Source organism: Natrinema amylolyticum, assembly GCF_020515625.1.
Lineage (GTDB): Archaea > Halobacteriota > Halobacteria > Halobacteriales > Natrialbaceae > Natrinema > Natrinema amylolyticum.
On record NZ_JAIWPJ010000001.1, the window covers coordinates 1,670,277 to 1,696,112 of the forward strand.

The 25,836-nt window shown below is 66.4% G+C and carries 28 protein-coding genes; 20 read left to right on the plus strand and 8 right to left on the minus strand.

The features are described from left to right. Positions 1-406 precede the first annotated feature (406 nt). The gene (locus LDH66_RS08230; protein ID WP_226480571.1) at positions 407-1,834 is read right to left on the minus strand and encodes an ATP-binding protein; all 1,428 of its coding nucleotides are present in this window, start codon (positions 1,832-1,834) and stop codon (positions 407-409) included. A 145-nt stretch (positions 1,835-1,979) separates the two neighbouring features. Between LDH66_RS08230 and LDH66_RS08235 the strand changes: the two genes are divergently transcribed. From LDH66_RS08235 to LDH66_RS08245, 3 genes are all read left to right on the plus strand, one after another. Continuing rightward, entirely contained in the window at positions 1,980-2,351 is a 372-nt protein-coding gene (locus LDH66_RS08235; protein ID WP_226480572.1) for a universal stress protein, read from the plus strand. A 2-nt stretch (positions 2,352-2,353) separates the two neighbouring features. Beyond that, a complete protein-coding gene (locus tag LDH66_RS08240) occupies positions 2,354-2,953 on the plus strand; it encodes a GNAT family N-acetyltransferase (RefSeq protein WP_226480573.1) in 600 nt (199 codons plus the stop codon). Between the two features lie 133 nt (positions 2,954-3,086). Further along, a complete protein-coding gene (locus LDH66_RS08245; RefSeq protein WP_226480574.1) occupies positions 3,087-4,130 on the plus strand; it encodes a DHH family phosphoesterase in 1,044 nt (347 codons plus the stop codon). 212 nt (positions 4,131-4,342) lie between these two features. Here LDH66_RS08245 and LDH66_RS08250 read toward each other — a convergent pair whose 3' ends face one another. Then, a complete protein-coding gene (locus LDH66_RS08250; protein WP_226480575.1) occupies positions 4,343-4,801 on the minus strand; it encodes a universal stress protein in 459 nt (152 codons plus the stop codon). A 116-nt stretch (positions 4,802-4,917) separates the two neighbouring features. Between LDH66_RS08250 and LDH66_RS08255 the strand changes: the two genes are divergently transcribed. The 5 genes from LDH66_RS08255 (at position 4,918) to LDH66_RS08275 (ending at position 9,120) form a co-directional block, all read left to right on the plus strand. Next, positions 4,918-5,376, plus strand: a complete 459-nt coding sequence (locus LDH66_RS08255) for a universal stress protein (protein WP_226480576.1) — start codon at positions 4,918-4,920, stop codon at positions 5,374-5,376. A gap of 194 nt (positions 5,377-5,570) precedes the next feature. Beyond that, on the plus strand, positions 5,571-6,731 hold the full coding sequence (locus tag LDH66_RS08260; protein ID WP_226480577.1) for a thiolase family protein: 1,161 nt from the start codon (positions 5,571-5,573) through the stop codon (positions 6,729-6,731). Beyond that, positions 6,731-7,123: a Zn-ribbon domain-containing OB-fold protein gene (locus LDH66_RS08265; RefSeq protein WP_226480578.1), complete on the plus strand. Its 393-nt coding sequence runs from the start codon at positions 6,731-6,733 to the stop codon at positions 7,121-7,123. The genes LDH66_RS08260 and LDH66_RS08265 overlap by 1 nt, the downstream gene beginning before the upstream one ends. 135 nt (positions 7,124-7,258) lie before the next feature. Continuing rightward, positions 7,259-8,533: a DHH family phosphoesterase gene (locus LDH66_RS08270; RefSeq protein ID WP_226480579.1), complete on the plus strand. Its 1,275-nt coding sequence runs from the start codon at positions 7,259-7,261 to the stop codon at positions 8,531-8,533. A 116-nt stretch (positions 8,534-8,649) separates the two neighbouring features. Beyond that, on the plus strand, positions 8,650-9,120 hold the full coding sequence (locus LDH66_RS08275) for a carotenoid biosynthesis protein (protein WP_226480580.1): 471 nt from the start codon (positions 8,650-8,652) through the stop codon (positions 9,118-9,120). Positions 9,121-9,160: 40 nt separating this feature from the next. Here LDH66_RS08275 and LDH66_RS08280 read toward each other — a convergent pair whose 3' ends face one another. Together LDH66_RS08280 and LDH66_RS08285 are read right to left on the minus strand one after the other, a co-directional pair. Beyond that, positions 9,161-9,856 carry a hypothetical protein gene (locus LDH66_RS08280; RefSeq protein WP_226480581.1) on the minus strand — a complete coding sequence of 232 codons (696 nt, stop codon included), beginning with the start codon at positions 9,854-9,856 and terminating at the stop codon, positions 9,161-9,163. Between the two features lie 114 nt (positions 9,857-9,970). After that, positions 9,971-10,408, minus strand: a complete 438-nt coding sequence (locus LDH66_RS08285) for a DUF5807 family protein (protein WP_226480582.1) — start codon at positions 10,406-10,408, stop codon at positions 9,971-9,973. 384 nt (positions 10,409-10,792) lie between these two features. Here LDH66_RS08285 and LDH66_RS08290 point away from each other — a divergent pair, with 384 nt between their 5' ends. Then, positions 10,793-11,299 carry a helix-turn-helix transcriptional regulator gene (locus LDH66_RS08290; RefSeq protein WP_226480583.1) on the plus strand — a complete coding sequence of 169 codons (507 nt, stop codon included), beginning with the start codon at positions 10,793-10,795 and terminating at the stop codon, positions 11,297-11,299. A gap of 170 nt (positions 11,300-11,469) precedes the next feature. Here the strand turns inward: LDH66_RS08290 and LDH66_RS08295 are convergent, their stop codons facing one another. Next, on the minus strand, positions 11,470-11,907 hold the full coding sequence (locus LDH66_RS08295) for a DUF7112 family protein (protein ID WP_226480584.1): 438 nt from the start codon (positions 11,905-11,907) through the stop codon (positions 11,470-11,472). 28 nt (positions 11,908-11,935) lie between these two features. Further along, entirely contained in the window at positions 11,936-12,334 is a 399-nt protein-coding gene (locus LDH66_RS08300; protein WP_226480585.1) for a 30S ribosomal protein S6e, read from the minus strand. 377 nt (positions 12,335-12,711) lie between these two features. On the opposite strand from LDH66_RS08300, the gene LDH66_RS08305 reads away from it, so the two are divergent. The 5 genes from LDH66_RS08305 to LDH66_RS08325 all read left to right on the plus strand — a co-directional run bounded on the left by LDH66_RS08305 (position 12,712) and on the right by LDH66_RS08325 (position 15,770). Next, positions 12,712-12,990: a WNWW family protein gene (locus tag LDH66_RS08305; RefSeq protein WP_226480586.1), complete on the plus strand. Its 279-nt coding sequence runs from the start codon at positions 12,712-12,714 to the stop codon at positions 12,988-12,990. A 52-nt stretch (positions 12,991-13,042) separates the two neighbouring features. Next, a complete protein-coding gene (locus LDH66_RS08310) occupies positions 13,043-13,387 on the plus strand; it encodes a hypothetical protein (RefSeq protein WP_226480587.1) in 345 nt (114 codons plus the stop codon). 93 nt (positions 13,388-13,480) lie between these two features. Then, positions 13,481-13,912, plus strand: a complete 432-nt coding sequence (locus LDH66_RS08315) for an SHOCT domain-containing protein (RefSeq protein ID WP_226480588.1) — start codon at positions 13,481-13,483, stop codon at positions 13,910-13,912. A gap of 84 nt (positions 13,913-13,996) precedes the next feature. After that, positions 13,997-15,235, plus strand: coding sequence for an MBL fold metallo-hydrolase (locus LDH66_RS08320; protein ID WP_226480589.1), 1,239 nt, complete (start codon positions 13,997-13,999; stop codon positions 15,233-15,235). Between the two features lie 100 nt (positions 15,236-15,335). Then, positions 15,336-15,770 carry a hypothetical protein gene (locus LDH66_RS08325; protein ID WP_226480590.1) on the plus strand — a complete coding sequence of 145 codons (435 nt, stop codon included), beginning with the start codon at positions 15,336-15,338 and terminating at the stop codon, positions 15,768-15,770. 22 nt (positions 15,771-15,792) lie between these two features. On the opposite strand, the gene LDH66_RS08330 is transcribed toward LDH66_RS08325, so the two are convergent. Both LDH66_RS08330 and LDH66_RS08335 read right to left on the minus strand, forming a co-directional pair. Beyond that, positions 15,793-16,716 (minus strand): TIGR03571 family LLM class oxidoreductase, encoded by a 924-nt coding sequence (locus LDH66_RS08330; protein ID WP_226480591.1) that lies wholly within the window; start codon positions 16,714-16,716, stop codon positions 15,793-15,795. Between the two features lie 107 nt (positions 16,717-16,823). Then, on the minus strand, positions 16,824-18,797 hold the full coding sequence (locus LDH66_RS08335; RefSeq protein ID WP_226480592.1) for an aconitate hydratase: 1,974 nt from the start codon (positions 18,795-18,797) through the stop codon (positions 16,824-16,826). Between the two features lie 281 nt (positions 18,798-19,078). Between LDH66_RS08335 and LDH66_RS08340 the strand changes: the two genes are divergently transcribed. The 6 genes from LDH66_RS08340 (at position 19,079) to gnd (ending at position 25,643) form a co-directional block, all read left to right on the plus strand. Next, positions 19,079-19,561, plus strand: a complete 483-nt coding sequence (locus tag LDH66_RS08340; protein WP_226480593.1) for a deoxyuridine 5'-triphosphate nucleotidohydrolase — start codon at positions 19,079-19,081, stop codon at positions 19,559-19,561. Positions 19,562-19,648: 87 nt separating this feature from the next. Next, the gene (locus LDH66_RS08345; RefSeq protein ID WP_226480594.1) at positions 19,649-20,203 is read left to right on the plus strand and encodes a metal-dependent hydrolase; all 555 of its coding nucleotides are present in this window, start codon (positions 19,649-19,651) and stop codon (positions 20,201-20,203) included. A 167-nt stretch (positions 20,204-20,370) separates the two neighbouring features. After that, a complete protein-coding gene (locus LDH66_RS08350) occupies positions 20,371-20,835 on the plus strand; it encodes a copper resistance protein CopD (protein ID WP_226480595.1) in 465 nt (154 codons plus the stop codon). A 113-nt stretch (positions 20,836-20,948) separates the two neighbouring features. Continuing rightward, entirely contained in the window at positions 20,949-21,386 is a 438-nt protein-coding gene (locus LDH66_RS08355; RefSeq protein WP_226480596.1) for a hypothetical protein, read from the plus strand. 78 nt (positions 21,387-21,464) lie between these two features. After that, positions 21,465-24,626, plus strand: coding sequence for a PAS domain S-box protein (locus LDH66_RS23110; protein ID WP_226480597.1), 3,162 nt, complete (start codon positions 21,465-21,467; stop codon positions 24,624-24,626). A 117-nt stretch (positions 24,627-24,743) separates the two neighbouring features. Further along, complete coding sequence (gene gnd, locus LDH66_RS08365) at positions 24,744-25,643, plus strand: phosphogluconate dehydrogenase (NAD(+)-dependent, decarboxylating) (protein WP_226480598.1); 900 nt, start codon at positions 24,744-24,746, stop codon at positions 25,641-25,643. Positions 25,644-25,836: the final 193 nt, after the last annotated feature.

The window sequence follows — 25,836 nt, forward strand, 5'->3', positions numbered from 1 at the left end:
AGTCTACCGCCTCGAGACGGTGCTACCTGACGCCTGTATTGGCATGGCGACCGGCCGGCCGACGAACGGGACGCTCAGACTCGGCAGAGAGGAGGCTCGAGTCGACCGCTCAGGACCGCGTTCGACTGCGATAGCTCGGAATTGGCCGTTCAGTTTCGCGTGCAGAAGTACCTTTTTTCTCGTCGGGTTCGCTCGCGTGACTCGCTCACCGCTCCTCGAAAAATCTATGCTAAAAAGGCCGCTCGCTCCCTTCGGTCACTCGCGGGTGCGCTCTTTCTGACTCGACCGCAACGGTAACTCCTTCGCCTGTACTTCACGTAAGTAATCCATTGAAATCACCACTCGAGACCCTAATCCCTCTAAAACTGCCAACAAAACAATACGGAGACTGGTTTCGAATCGACCGTCAGTGGTCGTGATCGTGATCGTGGTCGTGGTCGTGTGAGTGCCCGCCGTCGCTGGCCTTGCCGAGGTCCCCGCCGGCGACGAGCGCGTCGTGGTCGCCCTCCATCATGTCCATGTTCTTGAGCGTGTCGCGCTCCTCGAACTCCTCGACGGCGTTGAGCAGGTCCTCCTGGGTCAGCGTCGTGCGGTCCTCGGTCAGCGCCTCGAGGACGGCCTCCCGGAGCACCATCCGGAGGTCGCTGCCGGTCAGGCCCTGTGTGACCTCGGCGATGAGGTGGGGGTCGAACTCCTCGATGTCCATGGTCCGAGTGATGACGTCGAGGATGTCGGCCCGCATGCCGGAGTCGGGCTTGGGGAAGTTGATGATCTCGTCGAAGCGCCGCCACGCGGCGTCGTCGAGCTGATCGGGGTGGTTGGTCGCGCCGATGAGCAGGACGTCGTCCTCGATGAGCGAGACGTTGTCGATGCTCTTCAGCAGGGTGTTGACCGCCCGCTTGAGCGCGGCGTGTTCGTCGCTGCGCCGCGTTTTGGCGACGAAGTCGAACTCGTCGATGAAGAGGATACACGGCGAGAGTCGTTTGGCGACTTCGAACGTCTTGTCGACGTTCTTCGCCGTCTCGCCGAGATACTGGCTCGTGATCATCGAGAGCTTGACCTCGACGAAGGGGAGATCCATGTCCCGGGCCAGCGCCTGTGCGGTCGAGGTCTTGCCGGTCCCGGGCGGGCCGACGAACAGCAGCTTGCCGATCTCGCGCAGCCCGATGTCCGCGAGGTAGTCGCGGTGTTCGATCGCCTTCGCGATTTTGTCGATCTCGGCCTCTTGGCTCTCGGTGAGGACGAGATCGTCGAGCGTAATGTCGACCTCCTCGGGGGCGCGAACCTCCACGAGGTCGAGCATCTCCTCGTCGTCCTCCTCGTCGAAGTACTCGTTGAGGAGGCCGTCGATCCAGACTCGATCGGCCTGAATCGGCCGGTTCCGTTCGCGGGCCTCCTCGTGAGTCACATCGAACTCGTAGTCGTCGTGGTTCGCGAAGTGTTTCGCCAGCGTCGGGTTCTCGAGCAGTCGGTCCTCGTCGACGCGCTCGGCGAACCACTCCTCGGCCATCCCCTGTTGAGCGAGGGTGATCGTGCCGGAGAACTCGTCGCGCTCGGTGAACATCAGGTCGGAGACCGCCTCCCACGGGCGATCGACGCCGGTCGCCTCGCGAGCGGTGGTCGTCGTGACCGACAGCGGGCGACTGATTCCGGCGGGTTTCCGATCGCTCCCGCTACTGTCCCCGTCGCCGCTCCCGTCCTCGTCGTCGACGCCGCCAGTCCAGTAGACCCGGCGGAACGACGGCGGGAGATCGTTCTCGTCTAACGTCCGGTCATCCGAATACACGCTCGTCGTGAGCAAGAACTCCACGACATCGAGCGCCGCATCACTCATTCGGTGCACGTAGTCACTACACGTTCTTAACAGCGTCGTCCCGCGCAACGTATGCGAGTACGTTGCACCCGCAGACGGTCGCGGCCGCGGTTCACCCCCAGAAATCGGCACAACCGTTTTCGTGTATGGGCTCACAGTCACCCGTATGAACGTGTTGCTGGGTCTCGGCGGCAGCGACGAGTCGGTGAAGACGCTCCGGCAGACCATCGAGCGGACGCGCGAGGTCGGTGACGAGCTGACGGTCGTCGTCGTCGATAAACCCGAATCGAAACGCTCACAGGACGAGATGTATCAGCAGGCGCTCGACCAACTCGAGGAAGCCGGCATCACCGACGTCGAGATCGAGAAACTCGACGGGGATCCCGGAAGCGCCCTCGTCAACTACGCCGAGCAGGGGGAGTACGACCAGCTGGTCATCGGCGGCGGGACCCTGAGCCCGATGGGGAAGATTCAGCTCGGCCCGATCACCGAGTTCGTCCTGTTGAACGCGCCGACGACGGTCAAACTGGTGCGATAACGATGGTCGGCACCCGTCAGTATCCCGACGAACCGTCCGGACCCTTCCCCTCGCCCCCGACGACAGTCGAGGACCGAGAGGGTCGGTCGATCGAAGTCCGAGCACCCGAGACGTTCACCGACGAGACGCTCGACGACGTCGTCGAGATGTACACCGAGTTCGACCCGACTGATCGAGCGCAGGGGATTCCGCCGACCGGCGAGGAGCGGATCCGCACTTGGCTCGAGACGATCGGGGACGACAGCGTCAACGTCGTCGCCCGCCACGACGGGGACGTGGTCGCCCACGCGATGCTCGTTCCCGACACCGACGATCCGTCCGCGATCGAACACAAGTCCGACATCGAGTGGGAGCTAGCGATCTTCGTCCTGCAGGCGTACCAACGGGCCGGGATCGGAACGATCCTGCTGAAGAACCTCCTGGGCCACGCGAGCGAGGTCGGCATCGAGCGAGTGTGGCTGACCGTCGAGCGCTGGAACAACCCGGCGATCGCCCTCTACGAACGGGTCGGATTCGAGTCGACCGGCACCGAGAGCTTCGAACAGGAGATGGCGATTCGCCTCGAGAGCGAGACGGACGCAGAGAGCAGCGACGAGGGCTGACCCCGTTCCGAAGTGCGATCTTCGACGGGGAAATGACACTCGAGACCCGCTTCCGGGGGTCGATCCCAGTCGCAGCGTAGCGAGACGGGGAGCGTCCAGTAAGCTTGTACGGGTGCGAGTATCAAACGGTGGCATGAGTAACGCACAGTCGCTCCGGGACGTCCTGACACCGGCCGACGAACTCACGATCGTTTGCCACAACAATCCGGATCCGGACTGTCTCGCGAGCGCGCTCGCGCTCGGTCGGATCGCCGCGGCCGTCGGGATCGACGATCGGCGCATCCTCTATAGCGGGGACATTTCCCATCAGCAGAACCGGGCGTTCATCAACCTCCTCGACATCGACCTCACCGAGTTCGATCCGGCACGCGTTCGAAACCGGTCCGAGGGCTCGTTGCTCGCGTTCGTCGACCACGCGATCCCCGGCGCGAACAATCAGGTCCCCGAGGGGACCCCGATCGACGTCGTCATCGACCACCACCCAGCGGAGGCCATCGACGCTCGGTTCGTCGATCACCGGGAGGCGATCGGTGCCACGGCGACGATTCTCACCGAGTACGTCGCGGAGTTCGACATCGAACTCGATGCCACGCTGGCGACCGCACTCCTGTTCGCGATTCGTCGCGAAACGCTCGGATTTCTCCGGGGCGCGACGCGCGAGGAATACGCTGCGGCGGGGTCGCTCCACGACGCTGCGGATCTGAATCTCCTGCGACAGCTCTCGAGCCCCTCGGTGACCGGCGCGACCGTCGACGCCATCGCGCAGGCCATCGGGAACCGAACCGTCCGGGGATCGGTCCTCATCACGCACGTCGGTCGGACGAACGAACGCGATGCCCTTCCGCAAGCGGCGGACTATCTCGCCACGTTAGAGGGCGTCGAGACGGCTATCGTGTACGGGATCGTCGACGAGAGTATCCATCTAAGCGCGCGGTCGACGGATACGCGGGTTCATATCGGAAACGTCCTCAGCGAGGCGTTCGCGGACGTGGGGAGCGCCGGCGGGCACCGGGAGATGGCGGGCGGCGAAATCCAACTCGGAATCTTTGCCGATTCTATCGGTGACGACACGCAACTGGTCATGATCGTCGAACAGATTATCACCGCTCGACTCGTCGCGGGCCTCAACCTTCAGGACGACCGGAACGGTCAAGATAGTCCCTCAGAGGACGGCTGACAGCTATCACTCCGCCGATCGGCAGTGGACGCTCACTCGTCCGCCAGCCGTGCGAACGGTGCGTGATCCGTTTCACTCGCGCTCGAGTGGGAGTCCGAAGCCGAACCGGTATTCGTCCCGCTCCCTGCCGTCGGGAGATATCGTCTCGGCCGGCGGTCACGGTGGGCGATTCGTCACCGACACCGTCTCGAGATCCGCGAGACGGACCGCGATCAAACCGACAGGACGGGCTGGCTCGCGTAGGAGAGGACGTACTCGGCGGCCTTCTCGAGGACTTCGGCCTCGGTTTCGGTGACCGGTTCGCGGGGGAGGACGATGAAATCGGCGTCGATCTCGTCGGCGGTGTCGAGGACGACGTTGCCCGGATGGCGCGTCTTCCGCGTCTGCGAGAAGCCGTCGTCGACGGACGTGACGAGCGGCACGTCGGCGTCGGCGGCGATATCGCTGACGTCGTCGAAGAATCCCTGCGTGTTCTCCGCGACGTCGGTTTCGTCGACCGTCCCGGCGTCTAGTCCCCGAACGACGCCGCGTCCGAGGACGAACAGCGCGTGGACGGTGGCGTCGTAGCGGTCGGCGACGGCGACGGCGTACTCGACGGCGGTGGCTGACTCGTCGCTCCCGTCGACCGGTGCGAGAACGGTGTCGACGGTAAACGGCTCGCTGGCGTCCATACGCGGCAGTGGGTGGCCCGTCACAAAAAAGCCACCCCACCGGTTCCGGGACGGGCCGACTGCCGCGGCCCCATCGAACGGAGACGTTTAAGCAACCCCGAGCGTAATCTCCAGCCATGTTCGACACGGTCGTGGTCGCCACCGACGGCTCCGACAGCGTGAAACGGGCCGTCGACGTCGCGCTCGATCTCGCCGACCGCTTCGACGCCGAGGTCCACGCGCTCTCGGTGATCGACGCCAGCGAGGTCGACGCCTCGCCCGAACAGCTCCGGGACGAACTCCGCACTGCCCTCGAGACGACCGCCGACGCCGCGCTCACTACCGTCGAGGAGCGGGCGGACGGTGACGTAACGACCGCACTCCGCGAGGGGCGGCCCGCCGCCGAGATCTGCGAATACGCTCGCGACGTCGACGCCGACGTGGTCGCGACCGGAACCCGCGGCCGCCACGGCGAGAACCGCCTCCTGCTCGGCAGCGTCGCCGAGCGCATCGTCCGGACGTCGCCCGTCCCCGTGTTGACGGTCCGGCAGCTCGAACCGGCGGGCGATGACGACGGGGACGCCACCGCCGTCTGACCCAACAAGTCCCAATCGAGCGGCCACGTTCCGCCGGTCCCAGAGACAGCAGCGGACACGCGCTCGGGAAGCGTTTTTGTCGATAGCCGTTCCACGACAGGCAGTGCCATGGTCTCAATAGGTCCGGGAGTGCGAGCGAACGAGCGGCCGTCAGCGTCGATCGGCGGAGCCGAACGGACGAGACGGAGGAGCGCATGACTGCTGCCGTCGTCGCCGGCCTCGCGACGCTCCCGAACGGGACCTACGAGGTGCCGGAACGCGACCTCGCCGGCCGAGTCCTGCTCGAGGCCGTCGAAGACGCCGGCGTCGCCCTCGCGGACGTCGACGGGCTCTACCTGCCGAAGCCGCGGCCGTGGACGCCCCAGGGGTTCTTCTCGACGCTGCTCGGCAATCAGTTCGGCCTCGAGATCGACGAGGGAACCGAGATCTACACCGGCGGCACGTCGAGCGGCCGCGCCTTCCACGCCGCGGTGCGCGACGTGCGCGCTGGGACCGTCGAGTGTGCGGTCGTCCTCGCGGTCGAGCGCAACTCCGTTATCGAGACCGACGACTACCTCGAGTACGTCCTCTCGATCTTCGATCGGGAGTTCCAGTCGCCCGCGGGGCCGACGATCCCCGGGCTCTACGCGATGAGCATGCAGCGATACCGACACGAGCACGACGTCGAACGCGAGGACATCGCGAGCGTCGTCGTCAAAAATCGCCGGAACGCAGCCGAGAACCCCGAGGCGCTCTTCGACGAGCCGGTGACGGTCGAGGCGGTGCTCGACTCTCGGCCCGTCGCCGATCCGCTGCGGCTCTACGAGTGTCCGGCCCCCTGCGACGGCGCGGCGGCGCTCGTGGTGACGACGGCCGACGCCGCGAGCGAAACCGAGAGCGAGACCGAGGCGGTTCGCGTTCGCGGCGTCGGGTCTCACGAACCGCCGAGTCACCTGCTGGGCGGTCGCGACGAATCGCTGGCCGCGTTTCCGGCGGTGTCGGCCGCCGCCGAGCGCGCGCTCGCGGACGCCGACCGCGACGTCGACGACCTCGACGCGCTCGAGCCGTACGCGCCGTTCCCGCACACGGAGGCGATACTGACGGAGGCGCTCGGCCTCTTCGACCGCGGCGACGGGGCGGCGGCCTGCGCCCGCGGCGAGACGGCACCCGACGGATCGATCCCGGTGAGCCCCTCCGGCGGCTGTCTCGGCCGCGGCCATCCCGCGATGGTGACGCCGCTGTTGAACCATGCCGCGGCCGTCCGGCAGAGACGCGGTGAGTCGCCCGTCGTCGACGATGTACGGACGGTTCTCACGACCAGCGAGCACGGCCACATCGACGGCGTCACCGCGACCGTTTTCGGAGGTGAGAACTGATGGACGCCGCGAGCGATCCGTTCTGGGACGCGCTCGAGGACGGCCGATTCTCGCTCCCGTCGTGTCGCGACTGCGGCGAGCCGTTCTTCCCGCCGGCACCGGTCTGTCCGCGGTGTCACGCGCGGGACGTCGAGTGGATCGAGAGCGACGCCGAGGGGACGCTCTACGCGGTCACTCGCCAGCATCGCACCGCGCCGGGGATCCCCTCCCCCCTCGTCCTCGGCGTCGTCGAACTGGACGAGGGGCCGCGGCTGTTGGCGCGTGTGCAGGCCGAATACGGCGACCTCGAGATCGGGACCCGGCTCCGGCTGGAGCCCTGCGAGTACGAGGGACCCGTCGACCGCGGACGGCTGTCCGACCGGCCGTTCTTCGAAGCCCGCCCCGTCGAGTGACGGCGGCGTAGCCGGCACCGGCACGGGAGCGACGGATCGACCGGCGGCGGTCAGCCGACGGATAGGTCGGCGCGACCCGGCCCGACGAGTCTCGAGACCGGCGATTACTTCCCGACCGGTCACCCAGTACGCACTATGTACGACGAACTCATCCAGAGCGGCGATCTGTCGCTCTCGCGGAAGTCCGTCCTCCCGGGAACCGGTTTCTTCTTGCCCGACACCCTCGAGGAGGACTTAGAGGAGCAACAGACCGAGGCCGCACTCGAAGGGGCCGAGGTCGCGGTCATCGCAGACCCGGACGCCGACGGGCTGGCCTGCGTCGCCCTCCTTCGAGAGGCCTACGGCGACGTGCAAAACGTCCCGGAACCCGACGATACCGAGAGCGAAGACGCCGACGAGGACCGGCCGGAACCGGTCGCCGACGCGACGGACGACGCCGACGAGCAGAACACCGTTGTCGCGGCCGGCGACGCCGACGAGCCCCTCGAGGAACCCGAGCCGACGCCGCACAACGTCGCGCTCATCCCCGCGAGCCCCCACAACGTCGAGGACGCGCTGGCTCGCGTCGCCGAGTTCGGCGACGAGGGAATCGACATCTTCGTCTGCGACCTCGCGCCGGACCGGTACGAGTACGTCGAGGACGAGCTCGACGCGGCGCTCGAGACCGCCGACCGCGTCGCGTGGTACGACCACCACCAGTGGGGCGACGACGTCGCGCAAGCAGTCCGGGACGCGGGCGCTGACCTCGTAATCGGCGACTCGGAGGAGGAGTGCAGCGCCGACGTGGTCTATCGCTCGCTCGAGTACGACTTCGACCCCAAGTTCGAGGAACTCGCAGCGGTCACCCGGGATCACGACCTCTGGCTGCGCGAGGACCCGCGCAGCGACGACCTGGCGGACTACGCCTACTGGACCGACCCCGCCGAGTACGTCGAGGTCGTCCGCGAGTACGGCGTCGACCTGCCAGAGTGGGTCACGGACTACATCGCCGAGCGCCGCGTCGAGAAGGAGGCGCTCATCGATCAGGCGGTCGGCCGCGCGGAACTCCGGGAGATCGGCGGCTACACGGTCGGGATCACCTACGGCCGCTGTTCGCAAAACGAAGTCGCCGAAGCGATGCGCGAGCAGGGTGCCGACGCCTCGGTGATCGTCAAACCCGCCGGCTCGGCCTCCATTCGGGGCACCGACGAGTTCGAGCTCTGCCACGAGGTCGCGGGGAAGGTCAACGGCGGCGGCCACCCCAAGGCCGCGGGCTGCAAACCCGATATCTACGACGACATGCTCGACTACGCGAACCACTGGACCACTCGCGGTGCCGTGACGAAACGCGTCATTCTCGACGCGTTCCGAGACGTCGTCGACGAAGCGGAGGAGGACGCCGAGAACGACGCGGACGCAGACGACGACTGATCTGCTCGAGAATCGATATCGAATCGACCATTGAACCGACCGCTCTCGTTATGCTGTCCTGTTCATCCAACGAACATTTCGGAGTCGTTTTTCGCGTGAGATGAAAACGGGATCCTATGTCTCAGGACCGCCGCTTTGCCGGAATCGCCGCCGCGATCGGCGTCGTCGCGCTCGTCCACGCGGCGTTCACGTGGCCGATAGACGCGACGCTCGCGTTCTTCGGTGGCGGGGCGCTCATCGCGTTCGTCGCCGAAGCGGTCGTCATCGAACTCGGCTGGCTGGAACACCATATCGGTCCGAAAGTCATCGGCGTCCCGCTGTACGTCCTGTTCGGCTGGACCGGGACGATCTACGTCGCATTTCGCGTCGCACTCCTCGCGACCGACGGCTGGACGGCGGTCGTCGCAGCCGGCGTCCTCGCGACCACCTACGACGCACTCACCGATCATCGAGGCGTCGCGGACGGCCACTGGACGTACACGGACGACCTTCCCGGCCCCCGACATCGCGGCGTTCCGTGGTGGAACCTCGTCGGTTGGTTCGTCATCAGTTGCCTCACGGCGGCGCTCGCTGCCGTCTCGCTCTGACTCGTCGCTTCCTCCGAGGAGCCACTAAAGCGCTCATCGATCACCCACGCGACGCGAAGTACCGCATTACGAGTTGCAAGACGTGGACGAAGACGCCGGCGACGGCGATGTAGACGCCGATCGTCTGGAGCGCGACCGACTCGCTGCGCCGGTCGCGAACCTTCCAGATCTCCCAACCCAGCCGGAGCAGGAACCCCAGAAAGATGAGGACGAATCCGAGGAGCAACACCGGCGCGTAGAACGTCCCGATTAGAATCGCGACGAGACCCCCGATGAACGCGTAGTTGGCGTAGGAGCCCCAGTGCTCGAACGTCTTCGAGCGGGCGTAGACGTACGCCGAAATGACGGCGGTCAGCACGGCGACGACGATCGCCGTCACGACGAGGATCGTCAACTGGGATTCGCGGGGCGCAAACCGAAGCACGCCGGCTCCGAAGATTCCGAAGGCCAGTTGCAAAATCACCATCCCGACGAACGCGATGCCCATGTCGCCGCCCTCGACGCCTCGTTCGGCGACCAGTTGCCCGCCCATGATCGCCGCACCGTAAGCGATCGCGCCGACGATCGGGAACGAGAACAGGTAGTCGTTGACGGTCGCGAGCGGCGTCACCACGAGGACGTACATCAACAGCACGTTGATGGCCATCAGGGCGCTCGCGCCGCCGATTACGCGCGCTTCGCGACTCGAGAGACCGAACCCGCGGCCGGTCTCGTACGGGGTTTCGGTCGAACTCATTCCGCGTTGGTACGCCGGTCGCGAGCAAAAGCGGACGGCTGACACGTGACGGTGTCGGGCGACGGGACAGTCACCGACTGCGGACCGTCGGACCGTCGATGGGCGACCGACGAGTTACTGTCCGGCCTCGTCGGTCACGTTCCATCGATCCGAGAACGCCGTCCCGCACGTACACTGGGCGTAGGAGTGGACGACGGCGCCCTCGGCGTAGATGCCGCCGACCTCCTCGTTCTGTGCTTCGGCGAACGCGAAGACGAACTGGATCGCGTGGTCCTCGTCCTCTGTCGCATCCGGGCAGTGACCGCCGGTCAGGTCGTCCTCGATCTCCCCTTCGTTGCTCATCGCGGACTTGGCGAACTCCATCGCGCCGGTGCCCGTCGCCGCCTGAAAGGCGCCCCGACCGCGCTCGCCGTCGACCACGATCAGGGTGCCGTCGTCGACGCGGTCGCCGAACTCCTCGAGTCGGTCGTCCGAAACGTAGGAATCGGCCAGAAACAGCGCGACGTCCTCTAAGCGCTCGCCCGCCAGAAACTCCTCGCGTGGGTTACTCATGGCGTCGGATTCGCGCTCGAGGTGGAAAAAGGGCGGTATTCGCGTCGCACGTGGGGTTCGGCCGCATCCGCGAACTCGATCGCGGCGTCCGCGGCGACTGACCGACTTACTCCGTCATCGGACGCGAGAGGGACTCGTCGCCGAACGGCCTCTCGCCGGAAAAGCTCCGTCCCACTCTCGTTTACGGGCGGTTCAGCTATTGAAGTTTGGAGAGTCACTCATGAGTTATTAATTTATGCGCACGGGCGACCGTTCGTTTCCCTGCCGTTTAATACGGCTCAGCGTCAGGAACTCAGTAGTCACGTCCCGTCCTCCCTGTCCGTTGGCGGGACGCAGTCGGCGGTCGAAGACGGGCGATCTCACGACCCCATTTAGTGATCATCAATGTCTGAAGAGCCTCCCGAGCCTCCCGACGCCGAATCCGTGCTCGACGAACTCTCGGCGGCGACTGCGAACAGTCGATCGGAGCCGTCCGATCACTCCCTCGACTCGAGCGAGGACGCAGCGAGAGAGATCGAACGCAAACTCGACGAACTCATGGAGCAGGTACACGGAGCGTTCCCGGTCGACGACGTCCAGTTCGACGAGGCCATGGTCAGGGAGAACCTGGAAGAACTCCTCTTGATGCTCATCGCGCTCCACGGGGAAACTCACGGCAAGGAACTCATTTCGGACCTGAACCACCTCTTTGGAGCCCGGCTCAGTCCGGGTACCGTCTACCCGAACCTGCACAACTTAGAGGAAGCGGACGTCCTCTCGATGCACGCCCAGGTGCGAACCAAGGAGTACGCCATCGCCGACGAAGAGTACGTGCGTGCGACCGTCGAGCAGACGATGGTCCAACACCTCGCCTTCGGGCTCTTACTGTACGCCTTTCTCCCGCGTCTCTGAACCGGTCGCGACTGTCTTCGGAGTCACTCGAGAGGACGGATTCGACATCGACCCGGACGAAGTACGATAGCGACGCACTCGAGAGAGTGAGTGAGAAAGAGAGGGAGAGAGCAGACGCTTCGCGAAGCGTCGATCGGCTTCGACCCGTCGGCTGCGATTTCGGAACCGGGCTACTCGTCCTCGAGGTTCTCCGCGATCTCGCTCAGGCTCTCGTTTGGCGGTTCGCGGGCGTCGTAGTAGGTCGTCTCGCCGGGTGCGCGAAGCCCGTAGAGGAACTCGGGTTCGACGACGTCGATCAGCACCGAGCCGCCCGCCGGGACGTCCTGCTCCGCGGTCCACTCGGTGAGGCGATCGGTCCCGTCGCTGGGGTTTCGAGCCAGATTCGGCGTGTCGTACACGCCCGGAATCGACAGGTCATCGCCGGTCAACGCCCGTTCGACTTGCGCAAACCGTTCCTCGCCGTCGAGGACGATCCGGACAACCTCGTCGGTCGGGAACGCCTCGCGGTCGTCCGCTGGTACCTCGAGTTTGACGCCCGTCGCCGTCTCCGTACACGCCGATCGGACCGTCTGCACCGAGGGATGGTCGCTCGCAACTCTGTCTGTCATTGGAAAACGAATGAAAGGAGGCGGCGGGTTACTCGTCGTCGCCGTCGTCGCCGAGCAGTTCGTCGACGTCGGTGCTGCCGCGGTCGACGATCGAGGCGTTGATCTGTGCGACGGCGTCGGACACTTCGCGGCCGCGGACGGTGATCCGGCGGCGCTCGCCGTCACGGGACGGCTTGTAGCCCGTCTGTTCTTCCTTCATCAGGACTTCCTTCAGGTTCGGCCCCGCGACCTCGTCGGTGAGCGGACGGCCGGCCTCGTCGGAGCCGCCGGTGATCTCGAGCGTGTAGCCGTCGAGTCCGACCGCGCTCCCGTCGACTTCCTCGCCGATGGACTTGCCGATAAAGCGATTCGCGTCCTGTTCCTCCGCCTCGAGCTGGTGGGCTAACCCGGATTCCGGGTCGCCGACAACGACAGTGAAACTTGCCATGCCCGACGGAAGACGGCCGTCGCTCAAAAGATCATCGATCGGGACCGAACTTTTGCGCTGCGGGCGCGGCATAGCCGCGCCCTCGGCAAAATCTCGAGAGAGCGAAGCTCTCTCGGACCTCGCGGGAGCGAAGCTCCCGCTTAGCTTCGATGAAAAGCACTCCTCCTTCCATTCCGCTCACTTCGTTCGCTCCATATCAGTCGTCGGCCCGCTCGCTCACTTCGTTCGCTCGCGGTGATAAACGGTCGAATGCCTGCCCTCCCCCGAGTCCGACGGCTCTCGCGTTGCTCGAGCCGACCTCCCGGCCGATGAAACCAGATTCGTTCTGCGTCTGTTCCGCTCGAACAGTCAAGTAGATCGAACGCCTACGTCGACCCGTGTTCATCGATCCCGAGCGACTCGAGAGTCGCCTGCGAGCGGAGTTCGGTGGGACGAGTGGTCAGTCGCGGGTCGTCGTTCGGCAGGCCGTCGATCTCGCGGACTCGGGTCGGTACGAGGACGACGCAGGGGTGACGCTGACGAACGATCTCGTCGTCGCGGAGCTGTCGGACGCCCCTGACGGGGCCCCGGCGGAGCGGTGGAACTGGTGGATCGGCTCGCTCGAGATCGCATACGGCGGATACGAGCGGTTCGGGATCCAGCAGTATCGGAAATAGTGATCGGACCGAAGGGTAACACCGATTGTCTTCCGCGACGTACGGCGGTGTAATGAGAGACCTGTCGCGACCGGTCTGGCCGGCGTATCCGCTGTCGGCGCTCGCCGCCGGCCTCGGTCACTGTTATCTCGGACAGTGGAAACGCGGCGGTATCTGGTTCGTCTGCTACGGCCTCGCGCTCGCGTTCCTGAGCGCGCGGTCGCTGTCGGGCGCGCTCGATCCGGGCGCGCCCTTCGTCGTGACGGCCCTGCAGTTCGACGCGGTGAGCTACACCGACGTGGCCGTCCCGCTCGCGATCCTCTTGATCTGCCTGCTCGACGTCTATCTCATCGGGTTGGCCGAGCGGACCGCCGCCCTGAGTGCGGGACCGGACGATCGGCGCTCGAACAGTTCCTGATCACCGAGCCGGTGACTCGAGAGCACCGATCCGAGCCGGACGGGACCGTCCCGTCGGCGCGTCGTTTTTGTGCGTGTCGATCGAATGACGGGTATGGGACGACTCGGTTCCGCCCTGCTAAAGGGAGTCGGCGTACTCGTACTCGCACTCATCGTCCTGAGCGTCATCGCGACGGTCGTCGGTATCGCCCTCTCGGTCGTCGCAGCCGTCGTCTCGATGGTCGTCTCGATCGCCGTCCTGGGCGCGTTCGTCCTGACCGTCATCGGATTGATGTCCGTCCTCAGCGACGGCTCGGAGACCGATTCGCGGGCGGTCGCGCCGCGGCGGGCCGACGATCCGCCCGATCCCGAGGACCGCCTCCGCTCGCAGTACGTCGCCGGCGAACTCGACGACGCGGAGTTCGAACGCGAACTCGAGCGGGTGCTCGACCCGGACGAGCGACGAGGCCGAACGGGGACCGATCGATCGGTCGATCAGAACGCCTCGAGCGACCGAGAGCGACGCCGTGAGTGGGAGCGACGGTAGTCATCCTCGAGATGCGCTACCGGACCCACGACGAGAGTCATCGAACCAACGGACGCAAGCCGGCCGAACTCGAAGGGACTCGTAATGGACGTTCAGTTGCTGGGCGGCGGGCGCGAGATCGGTCGGAGCGCGATCTATATCGACGAGACGCTCTTGCTCGATTTCGGGATGGATTCGGGGAATCCGCCGGCGTTTCCGATCGACGACGTCGATCCCGAGGCCGTCGTCGTCAGCCACGGACACCTCGATCACGTCGGATCGGTCCCGTCCCTGCTGTCGGGCGACGCGCGACCGTCGATCCACTGGACCCCGCCGACGTACGACCTCACCATGGTGCTGGCACGCGACACGCTGAAGCTCCACGGCGGCAGCTACGACTGCCCGTTCACCGAGGCGGAACTCGCTCGCGTCGCGGAAGTCTCCGAGACCCACGGCTACGAAGAGTCGTTCGAGGCCGCGGGGTACGAGATCACGTTCTTCGATGCCGGCCACGTTCCGGGCAGCGCCCACGTCCTCGTCGATGACGGGGAGACCAGACTGCTCTACACTGGCGACTTCCACACCGAGGAGCAACGGCTGCTCGACGGTACCACCGCCCGGCCCGACGCCGACGTGGTCTGCTGTGAGAGCACCTACTCGGACGTGACGCGACCCCCGCGCGAGGAGATCGTCGACGAGTTCGTCGAGAGCCTCCGGACCACGATCTGGGAGGGCGGTACCGTCGTCGTCCCCGCCTTCGGCATCGGCCGCACGCAGGAGGTGCTCTGCATCTGTGCGGAACACGACCTCGAGTGCTACGTCGACGGCATGGGCAAACGCGTCACCGAACTCTTCTTGCGCGACCGGAACAGGGAGTTCCTCCGCGATCCGGACCTGCTGCGCCGAGCGAAGGGAAACGCCCGATTCGTCGACGGCCGGAACGGCCAGCGCGAACGCATCGCGGCACAAAATACCGTCATCGTCACCACGAGCGGGATGCTCCACGGCGGCCCCGCGATGACCTACGTCCCCGCGATCCGGTCCCATCCGACGAACAAGATCGCCATGACCGGCTATCAGGTCGAGGGGACGCCCGGCCGAGACCTGCTCGAGACCGGCAGCGCCGAGATCGACGGCCGAATGATGCCGGTCAGCGCGCAGGTCGAACAGTACGATTTCTCCGCGCACGCGGACCGAGACGGGCTGCTCGCGTTCCTCGAGTCCTACGAGGACGCGCGGGTGCTCGTCAACCACGGCGACCGCTGTGCGGCGTTCGCCGCCGAGCTGCGGGCGGACGGCTACGACGCGACCGCGCCCGAACTGGGTGCCAGCGTCGACTGCTGACCGTCGCACGCCGGAGACGGTGACGCCGGCCGTCGAATCTCGACTCGGTCCTGCACGTTCAACGCGTACGGTTTTCCCTCGCGTCGGCGTCGTCACGTGCGTGACCGACAGCGATTCGAACGCCGGTCCCGACACGGAGACCGATCCGGACGACCTCGCGTTGAGCGACGCCGAACAGGCCGCGCTCCACGAACTCCAGTTAGGCATCGAGCACGTCCACCGCGCCTACGGCACTCTCCTCGAGTTTCACCACGAACTCGGCCACGCGATGGATCGGATGGGCGACGCCGAAGACGAGCTCCGCGAGGCCGGTCACGAGGAGTGGGCGAACGAACTCAGAGACGAGCATCTCCCCGCGGGCGCGATCAGCGATCAGTGGACGTTCGAACTCGTCGAGGAGTTCTCCGAGGCGTTCCTCGAGGACGTCGACGCCTTCGAAGACGATGTCAGGGACGAGCTGGCCGACGGCATCGACCACGTGACCGAACGCCGCCAGAAACAGCAGCTACGGGACCGTTCCCAGCGAGAGGAGTAGGCGATCGCTCCGAGGTGAGCGGCTACAGGTGGTCGATGATCTCGTCGGCGAACGTCGACAGCGCCGCCTCCCGGTCGTCGTTCTGCAGCCCGATAATCGCGTGATCGAGCCCGTACGCCTCGAGTCGAGCGAAGTACTCCTGGAACCACTCGATCCCGGCGTGGAATCCGAGGTGGAGCGGCTCCGGGTCGGCCGTCGGATCGTCGGCCAGCTCGACGCGGACGGCGATGGCGAACGGCTTCTCGCCCGCGGCCTCGCGCCAGTCCGCGAGGTAGTCTTCCAGCGTGCGTTCCGGGAGGTGGTAGAACAGCCAGCCGTCACCGTGCTCGGCGATCCAATCGCGGGACTGCCGGGCGTGGCCGGTCGGCAACAGCGGGAGTGTTTCCGTGGTCGGCTTCGGGACCACGTCGAGGTCGCCCTCGAGGGATCCCCACTGCCCCTCGAGTTCGGGGAAGTCCTCGCGCCAGACCGTCCGGAGGGCCTCGACGGACTCGCGGAACAGCCGACCACGCTCCTCGCGGTCGACGTCGAAGGCGGGGTACTCCGGGTCGCGGTCGCCGGAGGCGACGCCGAGGACGAGTCGCCCGTCGGAGAGTCGGTCGACCGTCGCCGCGGATTTCGCGACGTGGAGCGGGTGGCGCAGCGTGAGGACGACGCTCGAGGTGCCGAGAGCGATCTCGTCGGTGTGGGCCGCGACGTGCGAGAGCCACGGCCAGGTGTCGAACGTCTGGCCCGAATCGCCGAACTTCGGCCAGTAGGTCGGGACGTCGCGGGCCCAGAGCCCGTCGAACCCGACCGATTCGGCATGTTTCGCGAGGTGCAGTTCGTCAGCGACGTCCGGCGTCGAACGGTTCGCTCCCGTGAGCGGAAAGCCGGCACCGAAGGTCAGGCCCTCGCGATCGAACAGGCGACGGTACCCAGCGTTTTCGTGTCCACCGGCAGGCATTCGACTGTGCTATCGGGCGGAGCCGTATGACGATGGCGTCTCGAGCGAACGTCGTCACTCCTCGGCGGCGCGAGAAAGAAGAGAAGAGAGAGAAAGTCGTCGAGTCCTCAGTCGTCGGCGGGCGTCGCACCGCTGCCGCCTTCGGCCTGCTCTTTCGTCCAGGCGAGCTTGCCACCGGCCGCGAGGATTGCGCGCTCGCGCTCGGAGGCGTCCAGCGTCGCCGTGTACTCGTCCTCGCCGTTGATGCGGACGGTGAACTCCTCCTGTCCGCTCGTGACGGCGTCGTAGACGTTGTCGACGATCTCGACGTCGTCGCCCTGATCGATGTTCTCGTAGGTCTCCTCGTCGATCGTCAGCGGGACGATCCCGAAGTTGAAGAGGTTCGCACGGTGGATGCGTGCGAAGCTCTGTGCGAGGACGCCCTCGATACCGAGGTACATCGGACAGAGAGCGGCGTGTTCTCGCGAGGAACCCTGGCCGTAGTTCTCGCCGGCGACGAGGAAGCCGCCGTCGGCGTCAAGCGCGCGCTGGGCGAAGGTGTCGTCGACGCGCGAGAGCGTGAACTCGCTCAGCTTGGGGACGTTCGACCGGTACATCAGGATGTCCTGGGTTGCAGGGATGATGTGGTCGGTCGTGATGTTGTCCTCCATCTTCAGGAGCGCTTCGCCCTGAATGTCCGAGTCGAGCTGGTCCTTCAGCGGGACGTCGCCGATGTTCGGGCCCTTGATGAGCTCGTCGTCGACGGCCTCGTCGGGGGCGATGAGGTCCGTCTTGGAGCCGTCGTACTCGTCGGGGAGCTCGATGCCGGGCGCTTCGAGGTCGCCGAGTTCCTCGGCGAGGTTGCGCGGGTCGACGATTTCGCCCTTGAGCGATGCGGCGGCAGCGACCTCCGGCGAACAGAGGTAGACGTTGTCGTCTTCGATCCCCGAGCGACCCTCGAAGTTGCGGTTGAAGGTTCGCAGGGAGACGGAGTCCGAGGACGGAACGTGACCGATGCCGATACAGGCACCGCACGTCGCCTCGGAAAAGTTGACGCCGGCGGCCATCATCTCCGCGACCCAGCCCTCGCGGGCGAGCATCTCGGAGGCCTGCTTGGAGCCGGGCGCGACGATCGTCTCGGTCTCCATCGAGGTCTCGCGTCCCTCGAGCATCTTGGCGACGGGGAGGATGTCCTCGTAGCCGCCGTTCGTACAGGAGCCGACGATGACCTGCTCGACGGATTCGCCTTCGACTTCGCTGACGGGAACGACCTTGTCCGGCATCGAGGGCTGTGCGATCAGCGGCTCGAGGTCGGAGAGGTCGACGACGATCTCGTCGTCGTACTCGGCGTCGTCGTCGGGCTGGAGCTCGACGTACTCGTCGCCGCGGTTGACGCGCTGGAGGTAGTCCTCGGTCTGCTCGTCGGTCGGGAAGATCGACGTGGTCGCACCGAGCTCGGTGCCCATGTTGGTGATGGTCATCCGCTCGGGTGCGGTCAGGGTCTCGACGCCCGGACCGGTGTATTCGAGGATCTTGCCGACGCCGCCTTTGACGCTCAGTCGGCGGAGCATCTCCAAGATGACGTCCTTCGCGGTGGCCCACTCGGGGAGCTCGCCCTCGAGGCGGACGTTGACGACTTCGGGCATCTCGATGTAGTACGGTGCGCCACCCATGGCGACGGTGACGTCGATCCCGCCGGCGCCGATGGCGAGTTCGCCGAGGCCGCCGGGGGTCGGCGTGTGGCTGTCCGAACCCAGCAGCGTCTTGCCGGGGGCCGCGAAGTTCTCGCGGTGGACGTTGTGACAGATACCGTTACCGGGTCGGGAGAAGTGAGCGCCGTATGTGCCGGCCGCAGAACGCAGGAAGCGGTGGTCGTCGGTATTCTTAAAGTCGAACTGATATGTCTGGTGGTCGCAGTACTGCGCCGCGATTTCGGTCTGGACCTCGTCCAGCCCCATCGCCTCGAACTGGAGCCAAACCATGGTCCCGGTCGTGTCCTGAGTAAGCACCTGATCGATCTCGATCCCGATCTCCTCGCCGGTCTCGAGTTCGCCCTCGACGAGGTGGTCGTCGAGAATCTTTTCGGTGAGAGTCTGTCCCATAGCACCTCGAACTCGGCTTTCCGTCCTGATAAATCCAGCGTGTTTCTGTCAGGGACGACCGCTACAATCCCCGCAAAACGGGTCGGGTTCGAGTAAGTATTGCCGTACAGGTGACCGTTCGTTTGAGGGGTAATTCCCCTCTTCGCGCGGGACTGAGTAAACGCGTCTGCCCCCCGATCGGGCGTCGAGTGCTGAACCCTAGCGTACCAGACGATACCGAATCAACGGGCCGTCGCGAACGGATACGCTTTTGTCGTCGCCGCGGCGTTGCGGGAACAGACATGTTCCGTTCCGGTGCCTTCGTCGCCGACTACGTCTCACCGACGACCGATACGCAGATCCAGCCAAACGGAGTGGATCTCACCGCCGACGTCGTCTTCGAGCAGCTGGAACCGGGCCGCATCGGCCGGGACAGCAAACAGATCGGCGACCGCGTCGCCCGTCCGCTTGAGGAGCTCGAGCAGAAAGAGCCCGACACCTACTACCTACCGAAAGGTGCCTACGTCGTCCGCTACGGCGAACGGATCGAGATCCCGGAGGGTCACGTTGGCTTCGTATATCCGCGCTCGTCGCTCATGCGCAACTCCTGTATGCTCAATACGGCGGTGTGGGACGCGGGCTACGAGGGGCGGGGCGAGGGGCTGTTACAGGTCCACCACGACATCGAACTCGCGCGCGGTGCCCGGATCGCCCAACTGGTCCTCGCCGAGGCCGACCACGAGGACGTCTACGACGGGAGCTATCAGGGCGAAAACGTCGAGTGAGAACCGCGTCGAGTTCGTCACCCGGGGACCGGTACCGGTTCGCGTACCGTTTTGCCGTTCGCTCGTCTACCCTCGAGTGACACATCGATGATGGCGACCACCCACGTGTTCACCGGACTCGCGGTCGTCGCGCCGGTCGCGTACGCCGCTCCCGAGTTCGCGGCCGCGCTCGCGGTCGGTGCGATCCTCGGCGGGCTCGCCCCCGATTTCGATCTCGTCGTCACCCATCGACGGACGCTGCACTTTCCCGTCGCCGGGCTCGCGATCGCCGTTCCCGCGGTCGTCGTTGCGGCCGTCTCCCCCTCGACGCTCACGCTCGCACTGGCCGCGCTCGCCGTCACGGCCTGGCTTCACGCCGCGAGCGATGCGATCGGCGGCGGTCCCGAGATGGACCCGTGGAACGAGCGCACCGAGCGTGCGGTCTACGATCACGTCCGCGGGCGGTGGATCCGTCCTCGGCGATGGATCCGCTACGACGGCGCGCCCGAGGACGCCGCTCTCGGAATCGCACTCGCGATTCCGGCACTGCTCGTCTTCGACGGCCGGCTCACCGCCGTCATCGTCGGTGGAATCGCCGTCTCCCTGGTCTATACGATCTGCCGGCGTCGGCTGGTCGCGTGGACGCCCGACTGGCTCGAGTGACCGAACGGAGAGAAAGAGAGCGACGCTCGAGCGAACGGGGGACGCGATCCCGATATCGCACGCGACAGCGTATCGTCTCTGGCAGCGTGCCGTACGTGACAGAACGATTGACTCTCTCGCAGTCGAAAGTCGGAACGCTGATACGCCCCCTGTCCGAGCGACCCCGTATGGTCGACGAGCTCGCCGCCAGAACGGCGCACCTGGTCTTCGCCGCCCTCTGGGCCGGCAGTGTCTGTTTCGTTGCCGCCGTCATCGTCCCGCTCGCACGCGACGGCGCGTTCAATACGACCCAACCGCTCGAGGTCATCTCGGGGAAACTGACATCCGTCTCGCGGGTGAGTTCGCTCGTTCTCCTCCTCTCGGGCGGCCATCTGGCAGGGAACATCTACACGACCGAGACGCTCTTCGGAGAGATCGGCGGCCGACTGGTACTCCTGATGGTCGCGCTCTGGCTGGTCCTGACCGCGCTCGTCGAAATCGGTGCGAAGCGGTTCGAGACCGGACTCACCGGAAAGAAGATCCGCGAACCGGCCCGCGATGCGCTGCCGGTGTTTCGGGCGGCGGCCGTCGCCGCGATCGCCTTACTGATCGTCGCGGGGCTGCTCTCGGCCAACGTCGGTCGTCTGGTTTAGCGACGACGGCGATATCGGACGACGGTTTCAGCACTTCGTTTTCGCCTCTCGACACCTTGGCAACGAACATTCTTGCGAAAGATACTTAGTCGGTTACTGTAACGTACTCGCTAATGATCAGGGGGAAAGACATGGCCCTGTCGCTCCTCGCAGTGGGGACGGCTGCCGTGGCCGGCTACGTCCTGCGCTCGGAGCGGTCGGCGGCCCACACATCACGATCGAAGGCAGACCTCGGCGCACGCGTCGTCGGTCCCGAAGACATCCCCGACGAGGCGACCGTCGTCGACGCGTCAGCGCAACGACTCGGCGAGATTCCCGGCGCGCGGCGAGCGCTCGACCGGGCGGTCCGCAACGGCGCGCGCGAGGAATGGGAACACATCACCCTCGAACGCGACGGTGCCTGGTCCGTCGTCGACCGAATTCGGCAGACGCTTCCCTATTACGACGCCGACGACGACAGCGAGTACAACGGCGTCTACGTCCAGTACAACGATCGAATCGTCGTGCTCGACGCGATCGGCTGGGCCCGTCTCGAGGAACCGGTCGCGTAGACCCCTCTCGATGGCCGCTCGCTCCGTTCTCTTACGCCACAACATTAATCACCGTCGGCTACCTCCGTTGGCCCGACTGTGACTCGATCCGGGCACCGCGTCGTCTTCGCCGGGGACGACCCGACGTCGCTCGACGGCCTCGAGACCGCGTTCGACGTGGTCGCTCCGGGAGACCGAGCGGCGGTCATCGACTGCCTCGAATCGACTGCCATCGATTGCGTCGTCGTTGCCGGGACCGGAACCGATCGCGTCGAGACCGTCGCCGCGGCGGCCGACGCTGCCCCATCGGTGCCGATCGTGTACGCGACGGCGACGCCCGACGGTACCGCCGCGGCCGCGGCGACGCGTGCGGGGGCGACGGAGTACGTCGTTCGAACGGCCGAAGAGACGCTCATCGAGCGCGTCGCGGCCGTCTCGAGCGCTCTCGGCTCCGCGAGCGCAGGAGGGAGCTGCGGCGGACGCGACCCGGATCACGAGTGCCCGACCGGAACCGATTCGAGTCCAGACGGGTCGCGCGGTCGGGTGAGCCGGACCGAGCGCGACGCGATCCTCGACCGGATCCACGCGACCGTGTCGGACGACGGTCCGCTAGACGCGCGCCTCGAGGAACTCCTGTCGATCGGTCGCACCGCGCTCGGTGTCGAATACGGAACGCTCTCGCGGATCGACGGCGGCCGCTATACGTTCGAATACGTCTCGGGCGTCGACGATCACATCACGAGCGGGGAGACGTTGCCCCTGTCCGAGGCCTACTGCCAGCGAATCGTCGACTCCGGAGAGCCGCTCGGATTTACCGCCGTCACGGACCAGCGGCCGGAGTTGACCGATCGCGGTGCCTTTCGGGAGTACGGCATCACCTGTTTCCTGGGCGTCCCGGTCACCGTCGACGGCGACCTGTGGGGGACGCTCTGCTTTTTCGCCCGCTCGGATCGGTCCGCCGCGTTCTCCGAGTGGGAGCGGACGATCGTCGAGTTGCTGGCGAACTGGATCGGCCACGAACTCGAGGGGCGATCGCGAGCGCGCGAACTCGAGCGCGTGCGGACCGCTCGCGAGCGAGCCCTCGAGCGACACGACGACGCGGTCCTCACCGTCGACGAGGACTGGCGACTGACGTCGGTACGCGGCCGGACCGAGGAGTTGCTGTCGCGCGACGAGACGGCCGTCGGAGCCTCACTGTGGGCGGTGCTCCCCGACGCGATCGGCTCGAGGCTCGAGGCGGAGTATCGACGCGCGATGGCAGAGGGGACGCCGATCACCCTCGAGGAATACGTTCCCTCGCTGGAGCGGTGGCTCCGGCTCCGGCTCTCTCCCGCCGAGACCGAGCTGTCGGTGACCATTACCGACGTGACCGAGCGTCGCGAGCGAGAGGTCGAACTGCAACGCTACGAGACGATCGTTGAGACGGTCGACGACGGCGTCCTCGTGATCGATTCCGATCAGCGGTTCGTCCACGTCAACGACGCCTTCGCCGACCTCGTCGGTGCCAGTCGCGAGCGACTCATCGGCACGCACGCGTCGACTCTCATCGACAAGGCGGGTCGAGATGCCTGGATCACCGCCGCCATGTCCCTGGCCATGGGCGATTCGACCCGCGAGACGTTCGACGCCGAACTCCAGCGCGTCGACGGCGGAACCGTCCCGATCGAGGCGAACGTGACGCTGCTGGAGTCGACCGATCCGGACGACGTCGCGTTCGTGTCCGTGGTTCGCGACGTGACCGCCCAGCGACGCCGCGCGGACGTCGTCACCGAGTTGCTCGAGACGACGCGCGCCCTGTTCTCCTGTGAATCGCGGGCGGACGTCGCCGAGGTCGTCGTCGACGCCGCCGAGCGCGTCCTCGGGTTCGAAATCGGTGCCGTCCGGCTCTACGATCCGGAGACGGCGGAACTGGTCTTGACAGCCGCCTCCGACGCCGTCGACGAACTGTTCGACGAGCGAAAGCGCGTCGGAATCCACGAGAGCGAGATGGGTAAGGCGTTCCGCACCGCCGACCCGATCGTCTTCGAGGACGTCCAGCGCAGTTCGCCGTTCGATTACGAGTCGATCCGCGGCGCGATGTGTATCCCGATCGGCGACCACGGCCTCCTCAACGTTAGCTCCCCGGTCAGCGGTGCCTTCGACGACCACCACGTCCAGCTCGCACAGCTGCTGACCGCCAGCGCGGCCGCTGCGCTCGAGCGGGCCGACCGCGGCGAGGAGCTGCTGCGCCACGAACGGGTCCTCGAGACCGTCGAGGGGATGGTGTACGCGGTCGACGGCGACGCCCGCCTGACGCTGGTGACCGAACCCCTCGCCGAGCGGCTGGGATACGACCGCGAGGAACTCATCGGCGAGCCCGTGTCGCACATCTTCGCCGACGAGTCCTACGACCGCGCGGTCGAACACGTCGAGGGGCTGCTCGCGGACCCCCAGCGCGACGGCGACGCGTTCGAGGCCACCTACACCACCGCCGACGGCGAACGGTTCCCGGTCGAGATCGAGTGTTCACTGTTACCTCGTGACGAGGACGAAATCGCCGCCGAGACGTTCCGCGGGACCGTCAGCGTCGTCAGAGACATCACTCAGCGCAAGGAACGCGAGCAGTACCTGCAGGTTCTCAACCGCGTCCTCCGGCACAACCTGCGGAACGATCTCACCGTCGTCATCGGGTATGCCGAACTTCTCCGCGAACGGCTCGACGATCCGGAGCTCGCGGCCGCCGCGGACACGCTCCTGGAGACCGCGACCGATCTCGCCGACACCAGCGAGAAGACCCGCGCTATCCAGCACGCGCTCGACCGAGACGGCGACCTCCAACCGGTCGACGCCGCCGCGGTCGCCGCGGAGACCGTCGCAGAGACCGAGACCGGGGACGCGGCCGTCTCCGTCTCGACGGCGGGCAACTGCTGGGCCTGGGCCGATTCCGGACTGGGACTCGTCGTCGAGAATCTCCTCGAGAACGCGATTCGACACGGGGGCGCGACACCGACCGTCGAGGTGTCGGTCGCGCGCGACGGCGAGCGAATCGAACTCGCGGTCGACGACGACGGACCCGGCATCCCGCCCGCGGAAACCGCCGTCGTCACCGGCGAGACCGACATCACACAGCTCACCCACAGCAGCGGTCTCGGACTCTGGCTGGTCCGCTGGATGGTCGACAGCTACGGCGGCTCCGTCTCGTTCGCGACGTCGGCCCTCGGCGGGAGCCGGATCGAGATCGCCCTCGAGGCCGCACAGTCGCCGTCGGCCGACGCAGAGTGATGGGGCGCGATCGGGCGTCCGGCGACAGACGCGCCGCCTGTCGACGAGGGTGACGGCCGCGGCCGGCTCCGCCGCGGAACCGCAATCACTACCACACCGGCCGGCCGACCCCTATTCATGCAACTGGGCCTGATCGGACTCGGACGGATGGGACAGATCGTCGTCGATCGCACGCTCGCAGCCGGCCACGACGTGGTCGCCTTCGACCTGGACGAGGAGGCCGTCGCGACGGCGGCCGACGCCGGTGCCGACCCCGCCGCGTCGATCGACGACCTCGTCGACCGGCTGGGCGCGGACAAGCGCATCTGGCTGATGGTTCCCGCCGGCGAGGCGGTCGACGTCACCCTCGAGGAACTCGAGAGCCACCTCGAGGGCGACGATATCGTCGTCGACGGCGGCAACTCCTACTTCGAGGACTCCGTCCGACGCGCCGAGTCCTGCCCCGCGGCGTATCTCGACTGCGGGACCTCCGGCGGCCCTGCGGGTGCCGAGCTCGGCTTCTCGCTGATGGTCGGCGGTCCCGAGTGGGCCTACGAGGCGTTCGAGCCGATCTTCGACGCCGTCGCGACCGGTCCCGACGGCCACGAGCGGATGGGGCCCGCCGGCTCGGGCCACTACGTCAAGATGATCCACAACGGCGTCGAGTACGCCCTGATGCAGTCCTACGGCGAAGGGTTCGAGCTGCTCCACGAGGGCCGGTACGACCTCGACCTCGAGAACGTGGCCTCGGTCTGGAACAACGGCGCGGTGATCCGCTCGTGGCTGCTCGAGCTGTGCGAGGAGGCCTTCCGCGAGGAGGGGTCCGACCTCGGGACCGTCGCCGACCGCATCGAGGGGGGCTCGACCGGCACGTGGACCGTCCAGGAGGCCCTCGAGCAGGAGGTCCCGCTGCCGCTGATCTACACGGCGCTCTCCGAGCGGTTCGGCTCGCGGGCCGACGACGGCCGGTTCTCGCGGCGACTCGCGAACCGGCTCCGGTACGGCTTCGGGCGGCACGAGGTCCCGCGCCGCGAGTAGTCGTTCGACCGGAATCGACACGGCGCACGTTCGGCTGCGAGCTATTCCGGAACACGTATATGTGACTTCGGAATATTCGGTGGCAGTCGCTTCCACTCGACCGCCCAGTTCGACGTGTCGGATCGTTCTTTTCTCCGGGAACAGGTGTCTGAAATATTGGGGCATACTCTTTACTCTCGGCCCCACAGCAGGA

Excerpts from the sequence above, each read along its gene's own strand:
- LDH66_RS08230 (WP_226480571.1), bottom strand. The coding sequence starts at position 1,834 with ATGAGTGATGCGGCGCTCGATGTCGTGGAGTTCTTGCTCACGACGAGC.
- LDH66_RS08235 (WP_226480572.1), top strand. The coding sequence starts at position 1,980 with ATGAACGTGTTGCTGGGTCTCGGCGGCAGCGACGAGTCGGTGAAGACG.
- LDH66_RS08240 (WP_226480573.1), top strand. The coding sequence starts at position 2,354 with ATGGTCGGCACCCGTCAGTATCCCGACGAACCGTCCGGACCCTTCCCC.
- LDH66_RS08245 (WP_226480574.1), top strand. The coding sequence starts at position 3,087 with ATGAGTAACGCACAGTCGCTCCGGGACGTCCTGACACCGGCCGACGAA.
- LDH66_RS08250 (WP_226480575.1), bottom strand. The coding sequence starts at position 4,801 with ATGGACGCCAGCGAGCCGTTTACCGTCGACACCGTTCTCGCACCGGTC.
- LDH66_RS08255 (WP_226480576.1), top strand. The coding sequence starts at position 4,918 with ATGTTCGACACGGTCGTGGTCGCCACCGACGGCTCCGACAGCGTGAAA.
- LDH66_RS08260 (WP_226480577.1), top strand. The coding sequence starts at position 5,571 with ATGACTGCTGCCGTCGTCGCCGGCCTCGCGACGCTCCCGAACGGGACC.
- LDH66_RS08265 (WP_226480578.1), top strand. The coding sequence starts at position 6,731 with ATGGACGCCGCGAGCGATCCGTTCTGGGACGCGCTCGAGGACGGCCGA.
- LDH66_RS08270 (WP_226480579.1), top strand. The coding sequence starts at position 7,259 with ATGTACGACGAACTCATCCAGAGCGGCGATCTGTCGCTCTCGCGGAAG.
- LDH66_RS08275 (WP_226480580.1), top strand. The coding sequence starts at position 8,650 with ATGTCTCAGGACCGCCGCTTTGCCGGAATCGCCGCCGCGATCGGCGTC.
- LDH66_RS08280 (WP_226480581.1), bottom strand. The coding sequence starts at position 9,856 with ATGAGTTCGACCGAAACCCCGTACGAGACCGGCCGCGGGTTCGGTCTC.
- LDH66_RS08285 (WP_226480582.1), bottom strand. The coding sequence starts at position 10,408 with ATGAGTAACCCACGCGAGGAGTTTCTGGCGGGCGAGCGCTTAGAGGAC.
- LDH66_RS08290 (WP_226480583.1), top strand. The coding sequence starts at position 10,793 with ATGTCTGAAGAGCCTCCCGAGCCTCCCGACGCCGAATCCGTGCTCGAC.
- LDH66_RS08295 (WP_226480584.1), bottom strand. The coding sequence starts at position 11,907 with ATGACAGACAGAGTTGCGAGCGACCATCCCTCGGTGCAGACGGTCCGA.
- LDH66_RS08300 (WP_226480585.1), bottom strand. The coding sequence starts at position 12,334 with ATGGCAAGTTTCACTGTCGTTGTCGGCGACCCGGAATCCGGGTTAGCC.
- LDH66_RS08310 (WP_226480587.1), top strand. The coding sequence starts at position 13,043 with ATGAGAGACCTGTCGCGACCGGTCTGGCCGGCGTATCCGCTGTCGGCG.
- LDH66_RS08315 (WP_226480588.1), top strand. The coding sequence starts at position 13,481 with ATGGGACGACTCGGTTCCGCCCTGCTAAAGGGAGTCGGCGTACTCGTA.
- LDH66_RS08320 (WP_226480589.1), top strand. The coding sequence starts at position 13,997 with ATGGACGTTCAGTTGCTGGGCGGCGGGCGCGAGATCGGTCGGAGCGCG.
- LDH66_RS08330 (WP_226480591.1), bottom strand. The coding sequence starts at position 16,716 with ATGCCTGCCGGTGGACACGAAAACGCTGGGTACCGTCGCCTGTTCGAT.
- LDH66_RS08335 (WP_226480592.1), bottom strand. The coding sequence starts at position 18,797 with ATGGGACAGACTCTCACCGAAAAGATTCTCGACGACCACCTCGTCGAG.
- LDH66_RS08340 (WP_226480593.1), top strand. The coding sequence starts at position 19,079 with ATGTTCCGTTCCGGTGCCTTCGTCGCCGACTACGTCTCACCGACGACC.
- LDH66_RS08345 (WP_226480594.1), top strand. The coding sequence starts at position 19,649 with ATGATGGCGACCACCCACGTGTTCACCGGACTCGCGGTCGTCGCGCCG.
- LDH66_RS08350 (WP_226480595.1), top strand. The coding sequence starts at position 20,371 with ATGGTCGACGAGCTCGCCGCCAGAACGGCGCACCTGGTCTTCGCCGCC.
- LDH66_RS08355 (WP_226480596.1), top strand. The coding sequence starts at position 20,949 with ATGATCAGGGGGAAAGACATGGCCCTGTCGCTCCTCGCAGTGGGGACG.
- gnd (WP_226480598.1), top strand. The coding sequence starts at position 24,744 with ATGCAACTGGGCCTGATCGGACTCGGACGGATGGGACAGATCGTCGTC.